Here is a 16,122-nt window from a genome sequence, read left to right as displayed (position 1 = left end):
ACAAGACCTCTGCAGAAATGCGGGGGTCTGTTTTTTTTGCATGGATTTACAGGTTAGCGATTCTTTTTTGTTTATATTTATTTGTGGATTAGGGAAAGGATGGACTATATGAGATTTGGGTACACCAAGAACGCACCTGCTTTTGCGTTGGCATTTTTATCTACAGTTTCTTCTGCCGTGGCTGCTGACTGGTATGCCAAGGAAACTCAGTGGGCCGGCCATGATCCGGACATTATCCGTTATGAAGACGGGTACGCCTTGATGACTACGGACAACCATCTGCTGATGCAGACTTCCGAAGATGCCTTGAACTGGAAAAAAGGCGAACCTGCCATGCCCCAGTTCGAGAAATGGCTTTATACCTATGCGCCAAACATGATCGATATCTGGGCGCCGGATATACATTTCATTGGTGGCGAATACCGCGTGTACTATTGCGGTTCCGAAATGGGGATCCGTTCTTCCGGTATGGGCTTTATGTCCAGCAAGGAAATCGATCCCACGAAACCTGGTTATGGTTGGACGGACCAGGGCGAGGTGATTCATACCGTAAAGAACGACGCTTATAATGCCATTGACGCGGCGGTGCTAAAGGACCTTCAAGGCAAGGTCTGGATGGCCTTTGGCTCCTGGGGTACGGGAATCCACATCATTGAACTTGACGAGAAAACAGGCAAGGTGGCCAAGGGGGCGGAACAAATTAATATCGCCAACCGTGGTGGTGCCGGTGTAGAAGGGGCTAGCCTCATTGAACATAATGGCAAGTACTTCTTGTTTACGGCTTGGGATAACTGCTGCAAGACAGGTGCTAACCTTGATGGAAATTCCTACAAGACTGTTGTGAACCGCGCTAATTCCATTACGGGACCTTACTTGGACCGTTCCGGAAATCAGGCCCTGAAAGGTGGTGGCACCATTTTGCTGCAACGCTACGGACGCTATTATGGACCTGCCGGTGGCGAAGCTTTTGAAGATATTAATCGTCAGCGCTTTGTGAATCATTACTACGATAAGAACGATACTGGTCGAGCTAAGATCCAGGTTCGCGACATTGTCTATACGGAAGACAACTGGCCTGAACTCGGTCAGCCGTTTCTGGGACGTTATTTGAGTGCCGAAGCGGAACATGGAATTCTCAGCAACGTGGAAATCTCAAGCAGTTCCAAGGCTTCCAACGGCGAGTATGTTGGCTACATCAATGAACCTGACAGCCGTATTCGTCTGCCGATGATTATACCTCAGGCTGGCGATTACTTGATCCGCTATCGTTACGCCAATGACTGGACCGATGAAGGCTCCCACTTTGTGGATGTTAACGGCGTGACCCGCGAAGTGAAGCTGCCCATTACTGGAGCCTGGGGTGAATTCCCAGAAAAGTCTGTGGTCTATATTCCCGCCAAATTGAAACGTGGCAGTAACTTTGTTGAAATTACCAAGGGTAAAAGCTATGGGGAACTGGATCGACTGGACTTCCTCCGCATTATTCGCGATACCATTCCTGCAAATGGATTTGATAATGGTATTCGCCTTCGCCTAGATGAAAATGACCAGATGGCAATCAAGGATGGCGGTTACGCCATTTATGAGAATGTCATTACGGATTCTATTACAGGTCCTGCTGTTCATGTAGAAGTGAAGAATTGTGCTGGAGGATCACTTTCCATTAGAACTGAAAGCAAAAAGGGCGATGAAATTTCCAAGTGCGATCTTCCCACGTCTTGTGGGGATTCCAAGTGGGTTAGCGTAAAGTGCTCCGATTTGCCTGAGCTGAAAGGCGTGCAGGATTTCTATGTAACTGCTTCTGGATTATCTGGGGAATTGCTGGTCGGGAACATCAAATTTTCTAAGGCGGCTGAAGCCGAGGGCGATTCTCTAGAAAGAATTTCTGCTGTGAAATCCGTTGCTGGTATGCACTATGATGGAACTACACGAACCGTAGAACTTTCAAGAGATATGCGTTGGACTGTTTTTGATTTGAATGGGGTCGAGGTCCGTCGAGGCTTTAGTCGCAAGGTTGGTCTGAAAAACCTTGGTCAGGGAAGCTATCTGGTTCGTGCTGGCGGTTCTTCTGTGAGAGTCCATTAAAACTCTCTAAATGGCGTGTTGCACGCGAAAGGAGTATGCTAGAAAGGTAAAAAGTTCTATATTGAACCTGTACTTTTACTTTTAAGGCGTGTTATGAAAATCGGTAAGACTGAAGCTCGTTTGAATGCAGAAATCGAAAAGCGCGGTGCGTTGTTTGCTGTGCTGCTGGATCCTGATACATCAGACGAGACTGCCTTTGTGAAGGCTGGTGCCATGGCTGCTGAAAATGGCGCAGACCTGCTGCTGGTAGGCGGCTCCTATTTGGGTAATTTCACCTTGCCGAAACAGGTGGCTGCTCTTAAGGCTAATGTGGATCTTCCCGTTGTCCTGTTCCCGGGTGGCGCTTCTCAAGTTGTTCCTGGTTTTGATGCCATGCTGTTCATGACCTTGGTTAGTGGCCGCAATCCCAACTACCTGATCGATGAACAGGTTCGTGGTGGTGCCTTGGTTCGTGCCCTGAACATGGAAGCCATTCCTACGGCTTATCAGTTGATCAATAGTGGCAAGCGTACTACAGTTGAATATATCAGCAATACCATGCCGGTACCTGCTAACAAGCCTAAGCTCAGTATGGTGAATTCCATTGCCGCAGAACTCATGGGCATGCGCTATGTCTATCTGGAAGCAGGTAGTGGCGCCGAAGAGCCCGTTCCTGTAGAACATATTGCCTACACCCGCAAGGCAACCGAAATGACCATCATTACTGGTGGCGGTATTAAGGATCCGCAAACGGCTGCTGTCCGTGTTGCTGCCGGTGCAAATATCATCGTGACGGGCACCCTGTGGGAAAAGGTCCAGGACCCGAAACTCCTTGCTGAATTCTCTGCTGCGATTCATACTAAGGGTTAACATACCTAACGTTGCAAAACGTTGTATAAAATCAAAAAGGCTCCACCAAGGTGGAGCACTTTTTTTGGATGAGATTGTTTGAACGATTTGCTATTTCCGTTTGCGGGTCTGCTTCTGCTGAATGTATTTCGTCAAGAAGTTGTAGAATTGTTCCGTCTTGGAATTGTCCTGTTTGTTGCGTCGCAAGGAAACCACGATATCTCGCTTGAATTCGGTGTCCGTAATTTCAAGGAGCTTAATCTTTTTGTGATCCATCTTTCCCCAGGAAAGTTCTGGCCAGAATCCCACTCCGATACCTGCGGCGACCGCTTCCTTGATTGCGGTTGCGTTGTCGCTTTCAAAAGTGACATTGGCGTGGAAGCCGATTCTGTCGCAAAGTTCGTTGCAGATTTTGCGGTATTGCTTGGATCCGTAGAGTCTGATGAATTTTTCATCTTTTAGATCGAGAAGGGAAATGGAACTAAGCTTTTTGTATTGGGCTGTATTGGGAACGGCCAAGAAAATTTTTTCGGAATGGACGAAAGTCTTGTCGCTATTTGTATTATCCAGTTCCGGTTTGTAGGTGGCGTATGTCCTTACGCAAATGTCGAAAATGTTTGTTTCTTCATTTTGGATAAGGTCTACGTTTATGTCGGAATTGTTCTGCTTGTATTCAATGACGGCATTTGTAATTAATGTTGATGCCGCAAGAACGTTCAGCTTGACATTGTTGTTCTGCTTGTTGGCTGTGGCTCGCAGTTGTTCGGGCAGCTCCATCATGTTGGCGTAAAGGGGGAGCATCTTTTCGTAAAAGAATTTTCCGCTTTCTGTAAGTTTGATGTTTCTGCCGGATGTCTTGAAGAGCGCTACACCGAGCTCATCTTCCAATTTGTGTATGGCTTGGGTGAGAGCTGGCTGGACGATGCAAAGGTTTTTTGCGCTTTGAGTGACGTGCTCAGTGCGTGCCACTTCTAGAAAGTATTTAAGCTGAGTCAGTTCCATCAATAATAAATATAAAACTTATGTCTTCTATTTCCTAGGTTTTTAATTGATAATATTTAATTATTGAAATATCATAAAATTTGATGAAAGTTTTATGTAATCATCAAAAAAAGTTATCAATGTGATATGAAGAAATTATTAGTCAAACTGGAATGTTGATTCTAGATTTGGCGCCGTAAAAAGAGCTCTTAAAATTCTAATCGTCAAAAAACTCTTAAGGAGATTGATTTATGAAGCTCAGGTTTGTTGCTGCCATGGCCGTTGTAGCCTTTGCCGCCTTTACCTTCACCGCCTGTGACAAGGCCAATGCCTGCAACTATAATGAGTCTGCAAATACTCTTACTTGCCAGGAAAAAACTTACAAGACCGTAAAGACTGGTAATAAGGTCTGGATGGCAGAAAACCTGGCTCGCTTTGATTCTGATTCTAGCTTCTGCTATGGAAGCAATCATGAAAACTGCGAAAAGTATGGACGTCTCTATCCTTATGAGTCCGCCAATACAATTTGTCCCGATGGTTGGGCTTTGCCGTCTCAGGCAGATTTTGAAGGTGTTGATCTTAAGGTTCTTAATGTCTTGAATGCCGGTTATCGCTATGCTAGTAACGGTAAGTTTGCCGATGAAGGTGTCAGCGCCAGCTTCTGGACTGCAGATTCTTATGACGATGCCCGCGGAACTATGGTTCGAATCAAGGATGATTCTATCTCCTACGAACATTTCAGCAAGAGTATCGCCTACTCTGTTCGTTGCATCAAGAAGTAGCACTTAAACATTTATCAATATACAATCAAACATATGGAATGGCTAATTAATCTCTTTATCGGTACTTCTGTAGCGCAGCAGGTTGTTGTGCTCTCTTTCACCGCTGCCGTGGGCCTTATGATCGGAAAGATCAAGGTCAAGGGTGTTAGCCTGGGCGGCGCGGGAGCCCTGTTTGTCGGTATCTTGATGGGCCATGTGGGCTTGCGCATTGAACCGAATGTTCTGCACTTCATGCAGGAATTTGGCTTGATTCTTTTTGTCTACACCATTGGTATGCAGGTGGGGCCTGGTTTTATTGACTCCATCCGCCGCCACGGCCTTGTACTTAACATTTTGGCGGTAAGCGTTGTGCTTATGGGTGTGATTGTCACCCTCTGCCTTTACTTCTTTACGGATATGCATAACAACGTACCCGTGCTCATTGGAATGCTTTGTGGCGCAGTCACAAATACGCCTTCCCTAGGAGCCGCAAATTCAGCCTTTGTCGCGGCCGGGGCAGACACATCCCTGACGGGCATTGGGTACGCTGTTGCATATCCGTTTGGCGTTCTCGGAATCATTCTGGTCATGATTCTTATTCGAATCTTCTTCAGACAGGATCCGCAAAAGTCTGCAGATGATTATGCTTCTGAAATCGCAGCGACCCGCAAGGATATCGTTTCTTGCAGCCTTTCTCTGGATAACAAGAATCTGTTGGGTTCCAAGATTAAGGAAATTCCGGGAATCCGCTCCAGTGGCGTTGTTATTACCCGTCTCCTTCGCGACGGCAATGTTTCTATGCCCGACGGTAAGGTGGAATTGCAGCAGGGCGACTGCCTCCACATTGTGGGCTTCCCTGAAGCAGTTGCCGAAATGGAAAAGATTATCGGTACCCGCCTGTCGAAGCCGATTACCGAAAACGATTCCAAGTTTGAAACTCGAAGCATCCTTGTGACCAATAAGAAAGTCCTGGGCAAATCTTTGGGCGAACTGGCTCTTGAACGTTTCGGTGTGACTGCAAGCCGTGTCGTGCGTGGTGAATTCAAGTTTACGGGTCGTCTGGATCTCCGTCTGAAATTTGCCGATAAGATTCTTGTTGTCGGTCCTCGCGAAAGTATAGATGCTGCAGCAAAGCTCCTGGGTGATTCCCTGAAGGCTCTTGAACATCCCGAAATTATTCCCGCCTTCGTTGGAATTTTCCTGGGAATTATCGTTGGATCTATTCCCCTGACCATTCCTGGAATGCCGACCCCGCTGAAACTTGGTCTTGCTGGTGGCCCGCTGGTTATTGCCATCATCCTTTCCCGAGTTCGTAAGATTGGCCCTCTGAATTTCTTTATGGCGGCAAGCGCAAACTTGATGCTTCGAGAACTTGGTATTACTTTGTTCTTGACTTGCGTCGGTCTCAATGCCGGTATCAAGTTCTTTGACGTGTTACTGAAGGGAGATGGTTTTTACTACATGGGACTTGCCGCACTTATAACCTTTATCCCCTTGATGGTTGCGGGTATTGTGGGCAAGCTGGTTTTCAAGGTAAATTACCTGAGCCTGTGCGGTGCCATCGCTGGTTCCATGACCGATCCTCCGGCACTTGCCTTTGCCAATGGCCTTTCTGGAAGTGAAGCTGTAAATGTGGGCTATGCTTCTGTGTATCCGTTAACAATGCTGCTCCGTATTTTGAGTGGCCAGGTACTTGCCATTATTCTCTATAGCGTCGTGTGACGGATCTAGAAAACAGGTTCTTTGTTCTCCTCCAATCGAAACCCTTAATCCCCGGTCTCGCGGCAGACCGGGGATTTTTATCCAGTTTGCAGTTTTTTGCCCGATTTCCCCATATTTCAGGGATGTTCTCGTTTGCAATCCTTTTTTTAAAAGTGTATTTTTCAAGGAAGAAAAGAGCCGCAAGCAAATTGCGGTGTTATTGAGGTTAAAATGCGAAAAATTGTGATTGCGACCTATGTACTTCGTGGACTTGGCATCGTGTTTGTACTGCTAAGCCTGTTTGGGCATAGTGTAATTTTGAATTTGTTTCCTGGCCTTGAAGGTCAGTCGATCAATCCTATTTTCTATTCTGGCGTTGTGGTATATCTTGTTGGTGCTGCCATTTATTTCGTCATCAATAAGAAGGAAAAGGCGGAGCGACGTCGCCGCATGATTGAAGAGGCCGAAGAAAAGGCTTTTGGTCCCCGAGACTAGATTGAGATTTTTATGATAAAAATTGAGAATTTGCACAAGACCTACCGCAGTGGTTTCTTGATGAAACCGAAGCTCGCCCTTAAGGACGTGAGCTTTTCTGTGGAACCGGGTCAAATTTATGGTTTTATTGGCCCTAACGGTGCCGGAAAGTCTACCACCATCAAGGTGCTGACCGGTCTTTTGAATTTTGATTCCGGAACGGTGCTGGTGAACGGTATTAGCCCCCGCGATGTAAAGAGTCGTACCTTTTTGGGCTATTCTCCTGAACAGCCGTATTTTTATGATTACTTGACTGGACGAGAACTTCTGAAGTTCTATGGCAAGCTTGTTGGTCTGGATGGGGTTGAACTGGATAAGCGTATTCAGTGGGCCTTGGAACTTTTGCATGCCGACAAGGACTGGATTGACCGCCGCCTCCGTTCATATTCAAAGGGTATGATGCAGCGCGTAGGAATTGCCCAGGCTATTCTCGGTAAGCCCAAACTTTTGATTCTGGACGAACCTATGAGCGGCCTCGATCCTATGGGCCGTCGTGACGTTCGTGGTGCAATCCAGCAGCTGAACCAGGATGGGGTAACGATTTTCTACTCCAGCCACTTGCTCAGCGATGTGGAAAGTATCAGCCATCGTGTGGCCATGATTGTAGATGGTAAGATTGTTCGTGAAGGTACCGTAGACGAGATTACGGAATCTTGCGGCGTTGAATACCACGTTCGTACCCGTCAGGGTATCCTCCAGTCGGAGTTGCCCGAGGGCGTAACCCCTGCAGGTCATCCTCAGGAATGCATTTGTGCTGATGAGGCCGCTCGTGATCGCCTCTTGCGCTACTGCCTAGAAAAGGGAATCGCTGTGGAACGCATGGAACACAAGCGCCCCAGTCTTGAAGATATTTTGACAGAGGAGATTGCCCGTGCAGACGTTTAAGCATATTGGCGTTATTGCCCTCAATACCTTCCGCGAATCCATTCGCGACAAGATTCTTTATAATATCGGTTTCTTGGCTATCGCGCTCACTTTGTTCAGCATTGTGCTTGGTGAATGGTCTGTTTTTGACCGCTCTTACGTGATCAAGTCTACAACCCTTTCTGTTATGAGCCTTTCTGGTCTCCTGATTTCCATTTTTGTGGGTATCAGCCTGGTGCAGAAGGAAATCAAGGGACGTACGGTGTTGACCTTGTTGTCTAAGCCCATTAGTCGAGCTTCCTTTATTGTTGGCAAGTACTTTGGGCTGCTGGCTGTGGTGGCTGTGCATCTGGCTCTCCTGACTTGCATTTATTATCTGATGCTTCTGGCTACCGGGTCTGAGCCGACTTTGAGTCTGCTTACTGCGATCTACCTGATTTTCTGCGAGATGGCTGTGGTCATTGCGGTGGCCTTGTTGTTCAGCAGCTTTAGCAGCACTGTGCTTAGCGCCCTGTTTACCCTGGGTGTCTATTTTGCGGGACACTTGAGCAATCAGCTTTTGGAACAGGTCCGCTTTGCTAGCCGTATGGGCGAGATGAGTGGGGCTTCTACTGCAGTTTTCGAAAAGGCTGCCGTTGTCATTCACGCGGTTTTCCCGGGCCTTTATCGTTATAATGTTACAAGTTACGTGGTTCATGGCGTGGCTCTTCCGGATATGTATGTATTCTGGAATTCTGTGTACGCCGTTGGCTATGTGGGTGTTTTCTTGGCCATCGCTAGCTGGTGGTTTAGCCGGAGGGATTTCCTATGAGAAATCAGTATATGGCAAAGGTCCTCGTTCACAATAAGGTGGTGTCCGAGGCTCAGATTCAGGCCCATTGGGGCGAAATTACAGACAAGAAGGATATTGGCCAGGTATTGGTTGATGCCGGGGTATTACAGCCTCCTGTGTACATCAAACTTTTGGCCTTCGTCAAGAATTTGGAAGCCAAGGCTGCTGCCGAAAATGCTGCTGCGCCTGCTGCGGAAGCTCCCGCATCTTCAACCTCGGCGAAGGTTTCCGCACCGTCTATGCGGACTATGGCTTCGAAGCCTGGTGAATCTTCAGCTTCTGCCTCGGATGATGCCGGTGGTCTTCAGATTGAAGGCAATAATCCTTACGGAGAAACGACTTCTACGACCAATATGGAAGTGGAGACTGTGACGGGGCTTGAGGCTACTAGTATCAGCACGGTGCAGGTTCAGACAGAATATGATGAAAATGCCGAAGATGAGGATGATGGCAAGTTGCCGGCTCGTTTTGCCGTGGCTACTGGAGAGGGTAAGGCAGTTGAAGCTCCCGAGACCATCCGTCCAATGACGAATTTGTCTCAGCTGATTGCGTTCGCCCGAAAGTTTAATGCGACGGATATTTACCTGTTTGCAAACCGTCCCGTTGTGATGCGTCAATCCGGTGGGCTGTTCGTTGCGTCGGAAGCTGTTCTGGATCTGGATCGCATCAACGACCGCCTGAATGAAGCTGTTGTGGGTTTCTCTGACGGTTACAAGATTATTGTCGGCAAGAACTTCAGCAAGACTATTGGTCTTGCGGGTGCTGGTCGAGCCCGCATTACGGTTACCTGGAACGGAACCACGCCTAGCATTTCCATTCGCGTGATTCCCTCGGAAGTTGCAAGCCTTGAGAATTTGTATCTGCCGGCATTCTGTAACCAGTTTGCGGATTTGACAAGCGGTCTTGTCTTGATTGCGGGCCCTGCAGCAAGTGGTCGTTCCACGACCATGACGACTTTTGCGTCGACTATTGCCGCAAACCGTGATGTATACATCCAGACGATTGAAAAGCCCATTGAACGTCTCCTGGAGAATCCTCGTGGTGCCATCGCTCAACGTGAAGTGGGACTCCATGTGCGTTCTGGTATTGAAGGCGTTGAACTCGCCATGGCCAGCGGTGCCGATGTAATTTTATTTGATCACCTGGAAACAGCCGAGGAACTGGACTTGCTGTTGCGTGCCTCTAATTCTGGCGCTCTGGTGTTTGCCGTAACGGATGGCAATAATGTACACGCCCTGCTTTCTCGATTACTGTCTTCTGTTCCCGAAAGCAACCGTACTGCTTTTGCCAATACTCTGGCTGACCAGCTTAAGGGTGTTATCGTTCAGCACTTGATTCCCATCGTCCAGAATCAGGGCTTGATCCTGGCTGCAGAAGCGATGAAGATGACTTCTCCCATGGCCAACTTGTTACGCCGTGGTGATGTGTCTCAGGTGGCTGCGGCAATCTCGAGCCAGAAGGATCAGGGTATTACCTTGGATGATTCCTTGCAGAAGTGCGTTGAATCTGGTTACATTGAAGGTGCAGAAGCTTGGAAACGTGCTTGCGATAGTCGTCGTTTCGCTTCTTATCGTCCGACAAATTAATGGAGGTTTGTGATGGCTACAGAAATTGATTCTCTGTTGGATTACGCTCTGCAGGTCGGAGCTAGTGAAGTGATTGTTACCGAAGGTGCTCCTGCTGCGGTTCGCCTGGCTGGCAAGGTTTGTGCCATTCCCGATGCTCCGGCAACGGAATTTGGAACGCTTAGAAAATTTTTGGGATCTATGGACGGAGAGTCCGGAATGATTCTTGGTGGCCCCTGGTGCAATTCCCGCTGGAGAGTTCGCTACTGCCGTGCCGCTCTCGGGAATACGGCGGTGTTCCGCCCCGTTCTTGAGGATTGCCCGGATTTTTCTGCCCTTGGCGTTCCTGAAATGCTGTCTAGCCTTCTCAGCTTGAGTGGCGGTCTTGTTGTGTTTGGCGGTCCCGCCTGTAGCGGCAAGACAACTACAGCTACCGCTTATGTGTCTGCCTTGTGCCAATCCAAAATTTTGCGTGTTAGCCTTTTGAATCCCAAGGAAGAGCTGAAGGTAAAAAGAGGCGACAGCCTTGTGCTTGAAGACTCCCGAGGTGATGTCCAGAGCAAGATTGCCCAGGCACTTCGTAGCGGCACTGATTTGATTTGGCTTGGGGATTTTGAAGGCATGTCCTTGATTCCTATTCTGAAAGCTGCGGAAGCCGGCGCCCTGGTTGTCCTTAATGTTTCTGCGGGCAATACGGTTGGCGTGCTGGAGGCTCTGCTTTCTTCGGAAACTCCGGAAAATCGCGGGTTGGCTCGTAACATGTTGGCTTCGGTTCTCAAGGCCGTTGTCGTGCAACGTCTTGTTCCTGCCGCAGAAGGTAATGGTGCTGTTCCTGCATGGGAAATTCTTTACGGTACTCAGAACGTGGCATCAAGAATCCGTAATGGCGAACATTATACCCTGCCCTCGATTATTGCGGCCTCTGCCGCCGACGGCATGTTGTTGATGGATGACTGCCTTGTGGAATTAGTAAAAGCCGGTTATGTAACGCAAGAGGAGGCTGCTAAGTATGCGGCTAACCCTGCGCGCATGGCTTAACGCATTCTGCTCTTTAAACGGGGCGGCATTTATTGCCGCCTTTTTGTCGTTGTCCTTTTGGGGTGGAGCGGAAGCTTTCGCTCAGGAAGGCGTGCTACCTTTTGATGAAACACAGGAAATGGCTCTTACGGATTCCTCTTCCGTAGATTCTGTTTCCCGTGGTTCCGCGGTCATGGATTCCGTTGCGACGGATTCGGCTTTGGCGGGCCCGGTTTCGTCTGATTCTGTTTCGTCTGCCTCCATTGTGAATGATTCTTCTGCAGTGGTGACTCCGGCGTTGCCTAAAACGGTCAAGAATGTATTGTATTTAGGAGGTGGAGATCATTCTCCCTGGTATCATCTAGGTGTTCTGTATGCTATAGAAGAATTTGGAATTCCTGTGGATTCTGTCGTGGCTACGTCATGGGGCGCCTGGGTTGGTGCCCTGTGGGCGAAGGGGGTGTCTCCAGATGAAATCCAGAGAATCATGCTGGACTCTACCATCGCTCCTTATGTGGGACGTAATTTGACTGCGGAAACCGCCGGCCTTTCGCAGGAAGGTGGTGACGCTTTTGAATGGGCCTTGTCGGAAGATGGAATTCCTTCGTTGAGAAAAAGATTTTCTGTTTCAAGGACTGATGACGGTCACCTTGTTCAAAATAGAAAGCCCCTTGTGAGAGACTCCGTTCCTTCTGGACGAGCTTTGGCCAAGTTGAGGTTTCAGGAAAGTCTGTATCGACAGCCGATTCAATATGCACGCCCGTTTTCGCTGGTGGGTTGCGATGAGAACGCCACGGCGGAATTTCGTTCGGGTTCTGTTGATGAAATCATAAAGTCCCTGCCGTTGTGGTGGAACGATGGTGATGTTTCTGTTAAGCGGGCTTCCGGTGAACTTTGTCCGTTTTACGCCTTGCCTGCAGAAGATCGGTTAGATGAATTGTCTATTATCGTTGTTGCGGATCCTCTTAGAAATCCCCCTGTCGGAGATGTGCGGAATCGGTTGCTTCGTAAGATGGAATCTGCGCAGCTGTCCAATCAGCCGGGGGTGATAATTCGCTCCCATGCCATTTCTGACACTTCTCGTAATGCCTGGATTCAGGCGGGTTTTTCTGCCGTAGAACAGCGACGTACTTCTCACCCGGCGTTGTCCTCCCGCAAGGTGGATTATGGGAATGGACGTAGACCGGCTGCAAAATCCTGGTTCCGTTTTTCTCCGTCGCTAGACAGTTTACGTTCGTCTATTCATGCAGCTGTGCGGTCTTACTGGAACGAGGCGGATACGGGTTTGGCTGGCCCTCGTGATTTTGCCGGAGCTATTCTGAAAAATCCGGCTTATGACTCGTTGGATTTCTTTATGGGTGCAACGGGGGATCTGTTTGTAGAGACGGTATCGCATCCGACTTTTGATCTTGCTGTGGGCGGTTTTGGCTCGAACGTAGTTGGCCCCCAAGCCTATGCCGAAGGCTCTGTTCGCTATGTTGATCATGTGGAACTGCAATTGACTCTGGCTGGATTCTGGGGTGGAAATTCCTATGGTGTGATGCCTCGTCTTGATATTTCCAAATTGTTGGGACTCGGTTGGGGCGTTTCTCTGGATTTCGCTTTCCTTAGATTGCAACCGCTGCGGTCATATTACAACAGTCTTCCCTGGAATTTAAAAGTCGGCCATGAAGAACGTATGGATCTGAACTTGTCCATGTATTACGAAATAGATTCTCGCCAGAAGATTGCTGCAGAATTTCTTTTTGGAAGCAGGACCTATGAGCTGGACACCTTGCATTATAGAAATGGTGAAGTCGTAACATACCCGGTTTCTCCCATGCTTCATTACTCTTATGAATCGTCTGGTGAATCTGGGTGGTTTGCTGAAGATGGTGCCGGTGTTGATGTGATGGCTGGTATGGAATCTATCGGTTATCGATTTGACATCATGGACCTTGTGCCGATCTATTGGAAGATTCTTGTTGATGGTCGCCTGGTCTATTCGCCTCACCCCAACGTATCGCTGGGTATTGGTGTTGCCGGTGGAATTGAACGCTATCACGAAGATGGTTTCGGCTATGTTTCCCCCAAGTCGTTCGAATGCGGCCCGCTGGATTTGGCTTACCGTCTGCATGCTCAGGCAACCCCTTGGTCGACGGAATGGTATAACCGTGAGTTGTCTTCCCACGAATATGGTATGTTGCGAGCTAATGGTGGAGTCCATGGAAAACATCTAGGTGCCTGGATTTTTGCTGCTTATTACCATGACTTTGAAGACAGCCCCTTGGCAGAACTTGATGTAGATAAGTTTGTGGTTGAACCTGCGGTAAGGTTCGTCTACAAGTCAATGGTCCTGTATATGGGATTGAATAGAATTGTTGACAAGGATTCGTTTAAAGAGTTGAGGAATCTGTCGGATTACAGTTACTTTATCCGTGTCGGCAATTATTCTTTCTAAATGTATGACGTAAAAAAGGGGTCTCGCGAGAGACCCTTTTGCTTTATACAACGCCGAAGTTTTTCCACTTTCCGCCGCGCCAGCGGATATAGTTGACAATGGAGCGGTAGCATTCGTCGGCGGCCATGCCTAACCAAATTCCTGCAAGGCCCAGTTCTAAAGTGAATCCGAGGAATAGTGCGGTTCCCAGGCCGCAAGTCCACATCATGGCGGTGCCTACGATGGCGGGGAACTTGGAGTCTCCTGAAGCACGGAGCGCTGAGGTTATGGTCATGTTGGCTGCCTTGAACGGCTGCAGCAGAACGTCGCACCACAGGCAGATTTTGCCCAGTCTCTGAACCTCGGGGTCGTTGGTGTAGAGGGATAGCAACTCTGTTCCGAAGAGGGCGACGATGATAGCGACGATGAGCCCGCTGGAACAACCTGCAATAAGGCTCTGGTGCAGTCGACGGTTGGCCATCTGGTAATCGTGGGCTCCTACCAGATGGGCCACCAGAATCTGGTTGCCGCTGCTGAGACCCACGCTAAGGATTACCGCCAACATGGCGAAGTTGGCACTGAAAATTCGTGCGGTCATGGACACGATTCCCAGGTGAACGATAATGGCTGTAAGGACTACCTGGAACATCTGGAAACTGACCGGCTCCACGGCTGCGGGGAAACCGATACGGATCCAATCAGGAAGGATAATACGGGAACGCTTAAAATCGGTACGTCTAATTTTATGGTGAACCTTATAGCGCAAGATGCAGAACAGGATGCCAGAGGAAATCGCCCAGGAAAGCATGGTGGCTAGTGCCACGCCCTTTACGCCCATGCAGGGAAGTCCGAAGTAACCGTTCAGGAATACGACGTTCATGGCCGCATTGGAAATGATGGTGATAATGTTTCCAAGCAAGTTCCAGGTGGTTAGACCATTGGTAGCTATGAGGGCGGTCAGTGTAGTCTGCAGGGACCTGAAGGCGAAACCGAAGGCGACTACGTGAAGGAATTCCTGGGCGTATCCGGCAGCCTCTCCGGAGAGTCCCATCCATCGGACGATGTTTCCTTCTAGGGGGATGATGATGAGCATGAAGGCGATGCCCAGCAGGATGCTCCCTATGAGGACCATGGTCTGGGTGGTGCCAGCCTGACGGGGGCGCTCTGCCCCGAGGAACTGGGAAGCGATACTTGCGCCCGCCTGGGAGAACGCGGTAATGGCCATGAATAACGCTCCTAGCAGGGGACCGAGGGCTCCTACGCCTGCCGCCGCGGTTTCAGAAGTTCTAGAGAGAAACCAACTGTCCATCATGGGCTGGAATGTGGCGATTCCAAATGTGAGGAACAGGGGCCATGATAGGCTGAGCAGGGAGCGGTCTTTGACTTGCATATAACAAACGTAGCAATGGCGTGAGGCCATTGCTAGCGGGTGAAAAGGGAATTGTGTTTACAATTGTGTAGGGACTTATTCGCCTCTGTTTCTTGCGGCGACGTCCTTGTACTTGTTGTGGTCTGCCAGGGTGCTGCTGAAGAAGTGTGTCATGGAGCCGTCGTCCTTGGCCACGAAGTAGAGGGCTTCGGTCTTTGCCGGGTTCAGGGCGGCGTAGATGGCCTTGCGTCCGGGGTTGGAGATGGGGCCGGGCATCAGTCCCTTGAACTTGCGGGTGTTGTAGGGGCTGTCGCTGTTCAACTGGCTCTTATAGATGGGACCGGTCAGATTCTTGAAGATGAACCTCACGGTGGGGTCGGCGCCCAGGGGCATGCCGATGCGGAGGCGGTTGTGGAAGACTCCTGCAATAAGGGGGCGTTCTTCGGGAATGCCGGTTTCTTCTTCTACGACGCTGGCCAGGGTAAGAACACGGTGCCAGGTTCCCAGGGTTTTCCACATGGCCTGCGGCTTGCTGAGCATTTCGTCGCGGAGTTTCAGGTTTGCGGCAACCATCTGCTTCAAAATTGTCTCTTCGTTGGCGTCCATGGCGAAGGGATAGGTGTCGGGGAGCAGGTAGCCTTCAAGAGTCTTGGCTTCGAGGCCCAGGCTTTGGGCGAACTTCGGGTCCTGGACCAACTTGTTCCAGCGGTCCTCGTCCAGGTTGGGGAATGCCTTTTTCAGGTATGCGGGAATCTCCCAGCTGGCTCGGCCTTCGGGAATGGTCACTTTTTTTACGGCGTTCTTGCCGCTTTCGATAATGGCCAGGACCTGGGGAAGGGTAAGACCTGCGGGAATTTCGAACCAACCGGCCTTGAGATTGGGCTTCTGCTTGTGGCAGATGATCTTGAATGCCAGTTCATCAGACCAGATTCCGTTCTTCTGCAGAATTTGGAAAATCTTGGTGGGGGAACTGCCCTTGGGCACTTCGATAAGGGTTAAAGTCTTGTTTTGGGCCGTTTCCTGGAGTCTAGAGTTGATGGAATAGGCTCCAAAACCGGCTGCGAGGGCCAAAATTAGGGTAAAACAAAGTAAAATCTTCTTCATACGGCAAAAATTTAAAAGAAATTATGACAAAAGGGAAAAATAAAAGGTATATTCCTATCGCA

General features: G+C 49.2%; 13 protein-coding genes. 10 read left to right on the top strand and 3 right to left on the bottom strand.

From position 1 onward, the window contains the following. The first annotated feature begins 108 nt into the window (after positions 1–108). Positions 109–2,085, top strand: a complete 1,977-nt coding sequence (locus BUB73_RS02775; RefSeq protein ID WP_073283620.1) for a family 43 glycosylhydrolase — start codon at positions 109–111, stop codon at positions 2,083–2,085. A gap of 93 nt (positions 2,086–2,178) precedes the next feature. After that, the gene (locus BUB73_RS02770; RefSeq protein WP_073157638.1) at positions 2,179–2,934 is read left to right on the top strand and encodes a phosphoglycerol geranylgeranyltransferase; all 756 of its coding nucleotides are present in this window, start codon (positions 2,179–2,181) and stop codon (positions 2,932–2,934) included. 90 nt (positions 2,935–3,024) lie between these two features. On the opposite strand, the gene BUB73_RS02765 is transcribed toward BUB73_RS02770, so the two are convergent. Next, positions 3,025–3,915 carry a LysR family transcriptional regulator gene (locus tag BUB73_RS02765; RefSeq protein WP_073157636.1) on the bottom strand — a complete coding sequence of 297 codons (891 nt, stop codon included), beginning with the start codon at positions 3,913–3,915 and terminating at the stop codon, positions 3,025–3,027. A gap of 230 nt (positions 3,916–4,145) precedes the next feature. On the opposite strand from BUB73_RS02765, the gene BUB73_RS02760 reads away from it, so the two are divergent. The 8 genes from BUB73_RS02760 (at position 4,146) to BUB73_RS02725 (ending at position 13,608) form a co-directional block, all read left to right on the top strand. Continuing rightward, complete coding sequence (locus BUB73_RS02760) at positions 4,146–4,676, top strand: FISUMP domain-containing protein (RefSeq protein ID WP_073157633.1); 531 nt, start codon at positions 4,146–4,148, stop codon at positions 4,674–4,676. Between the two features lie 33 nt (positions 4,677–4,709). Then, positions 4,710–6,377, top strand: a complete 1,668-nt coding sequence (locus BUB73_RS02755; RefSeq protein WP_073157630.1) for a putative transporter — start codon at positions 4,710–4,712, stop codon at positions 6,375–6,377. Between the two features lie 210 nt (positions 6,378–6,587). Next, positions 6,588–6,851: a hypothetical protein gene (locus BUB73_RS02750; protein WP_073157627.1), complete on the top strand. Its 264-nt coding sequence runs from the start codon at positions 6,588–6,590 to the stop codon at positions 6,849–6,851. Between the two features lie 12 nt (positions 6,852–6,863). Beyond that, positions 6,864–7,775: an ABC transporter ATP-binding protein gene (locus tag BUB73_RS02745; RefSeq protein ID WP_073283392.1), complete on the top strand. Its 912-nt coding sequence runs from the start codon at positions 6,864–6,866 to the stop codon at positions 7,773–7,775. Then, the gene (locus BUB73_RS02740) at positions 7,762–8,565 is read left to right on the top strand and encodes an ABC transporter permease (protein ID WP_073157621.1); all 804 of its coding nucleotides are present in this window, start codon (positions 7,762–7,764) and stop codon (positions 8,563–8,565) included. The genes BUB73_RS02745 and BUB73_RS02740 overlap by 14 nt, the downstream gene beginning before the upstream one ends. Further along, the gene (locus BUB73_RS02735; protein ID WP_083537908.1) at positions 8,562–10,172 is read left to right on the top strand and encodes a type IV pilus twitching motility protein PilT; all 1,611 of its coding nucleotides are present in this window, start codon (positions 8,562–8,564) and stop codon (positions 10,170–10,172) included. Before BUB73_RS02740 ends, BUB73_RS02735 begins: the two co-directional genes overlap by 4 nt. A gap of 12 nt (positions 10,173–10,184) precedes the next feature. After that, entirely contained in the window at positions 10,185–11,189 is a 1,005-nt protein-coding gene (locus BUB73_RS02730; protein ID WP_073233242.1) for an ATPase, T2SS/T4P/T4SS family, read from the top strand. After that, the gene (locus tag BUB73_RS02725; protein ID WP_083539614.1) at positions 11,161–13,608 is read left to right on the top strand and encodes a patatin-like phospholipase family protein; all 2,448 of its coding nucleotides are present in this window, start codon (positions 11,161–11,163) and stop codon (positions 13,606–13,608) included. Before BUB73_RS02730 ends, BUB73_RS02725 begins: the two co-directional genes overlap by 29 nt. A 43-nt stretch (positions 13,609–13,651) precedes the next feature. Here the strand turns inward: BUB73_RS02725 and BUB73_RS02720 are convergent, their stop codons facing one another. Both BUB73_RS02720 and mltG read right to left on the bottom strand, forming a co-directional pair. After that, positions 13,652–14,977, bottom strand: a complete 1,326-nt coding sequence (locus BUB73_RS02720) for an MATE family efflux transporter (protein ID WP_073157610.1) — start codon at positions 14,975–14,977, stop codon at positions 13,652–13,654. Between the two features lie 75 nt (positions 14,978–15,052). Next, entirely contained in the window at positions 15,053–16,060 is a 1,008-nt protein-coding gene (gene mltG / locus BUB73_RS02715) for an endolytic transglycosylase MltG (RefSeq protein ID WP_249269441.1), read from the bottom strand. Positions 16,061–16,122 lie beyond the last annotated feature (62 nt).

It is taken from the genome of Fibrobacter sp. UWH6, from assembly GCF_900142465.1.
In the GTDB taxonomy this organism is placed as follows: Bacteria; Fibrobacterota; Fibrobacteria; order Fibrobacterales; family Fibrobacteraceae; genus Fibrobacter.
Note: the sequence above shows the minus strand (reverse complement) of the source record. Positions and strands in the feature narration are given on the sequence as shown.

What these genes read in the sequence shown, in the direction of transcription:
- BUB73_RS02775 (WP_073283620.1), top strand. Translation starts at nt 109, where the DNA reads ATGAGATTTGGGTACACCAAGAACGCACCTGCTTTTGCGTTGGCATTT.
- BUB73_RS02770 (WP_073157638.1), top strand. Translation starts at nt 2,179, where the DNA reads ATGAAAATCGGTAAGACTGAAGCTCGTTTGAATGCAGAAATCGAAAAG.
- BUB73_RS02765 (WP_073157636.1), bottom strand. Translation starts at nt 3,915, where the DNA reads ATGGAACTGACTCAGCTTAAATACTTTCTAGAAGTGGCACGCACTGAG.
- BUB73_RS02760 (WP_073157633.1), top strand. Translation starts at nt 4,146, where the DNA reads ATGAAGCTCAGGTTTGTTGCTGCCATGGCCGTTGTAGCCTTTGCCGCC.
- BUB73_RS02755 (WP_073157630.1), top strand. Translation starts at nt 4,710, where the DNA reads ATGGAATGGCTAATTAATCTCTTTATCGGTACTTCTGTAGCGCAGCAG.
- BUB73_RS02750 (WP_073157627.1), top strand. Translation starts at nt 6,588, where the DNA reads ATGCGAAAAATTGTGATTGCGACCTATGTACTTCGTGGACTTGGCATC.
- BUB73_RS02745 (WP_073283392.1), top strand. Translation starts at nt 6,864, where the DNA reads ATGATAAAAATTGAGAATTTGCACAAGACCTACCGCAGTGGTTTCTTG.
- BUB73_RS02735 (WP_083537908.1), top strand. Translation starts at nt 8,562, where the DNA reads ATGAGAAATCAGTATATGGCAAAGGTCCTCGTTCACAATAAGGTGGTG.
- BUB73_RS02730 (WP_073233242.1), top strand. Translation starts at nt 10,185, where the DNA reads ATGGCTACAGAAATTGATTCTCTGTTGGATTACGCTCTGCAGGTCGGA.
- BUB73_RS02725 (WP_083539614.1), top strand. Translation starts at nt 11,161, where the DNA reads ATGCGGCTAACCCTGCGCGCATGGCTTAACGCATTCTGCTCTTTAAAC.
- BUB73_RS02720 (WP_073157610.1), bottom strand. Translation starts at nt 14,977, where the DNA reads ATGCAAGTCAAAGACCGCTCCCTGCTCAGCCTATCATGGCCCCTGTTC.
- mltG (WP_249269441.1), bottom strand. Translation starts at nt 16,060, where the DNA reads ATGAAGAAGATTTTACTTTGTTTTACCCTAATTTTGGCCCTCGCAGCC.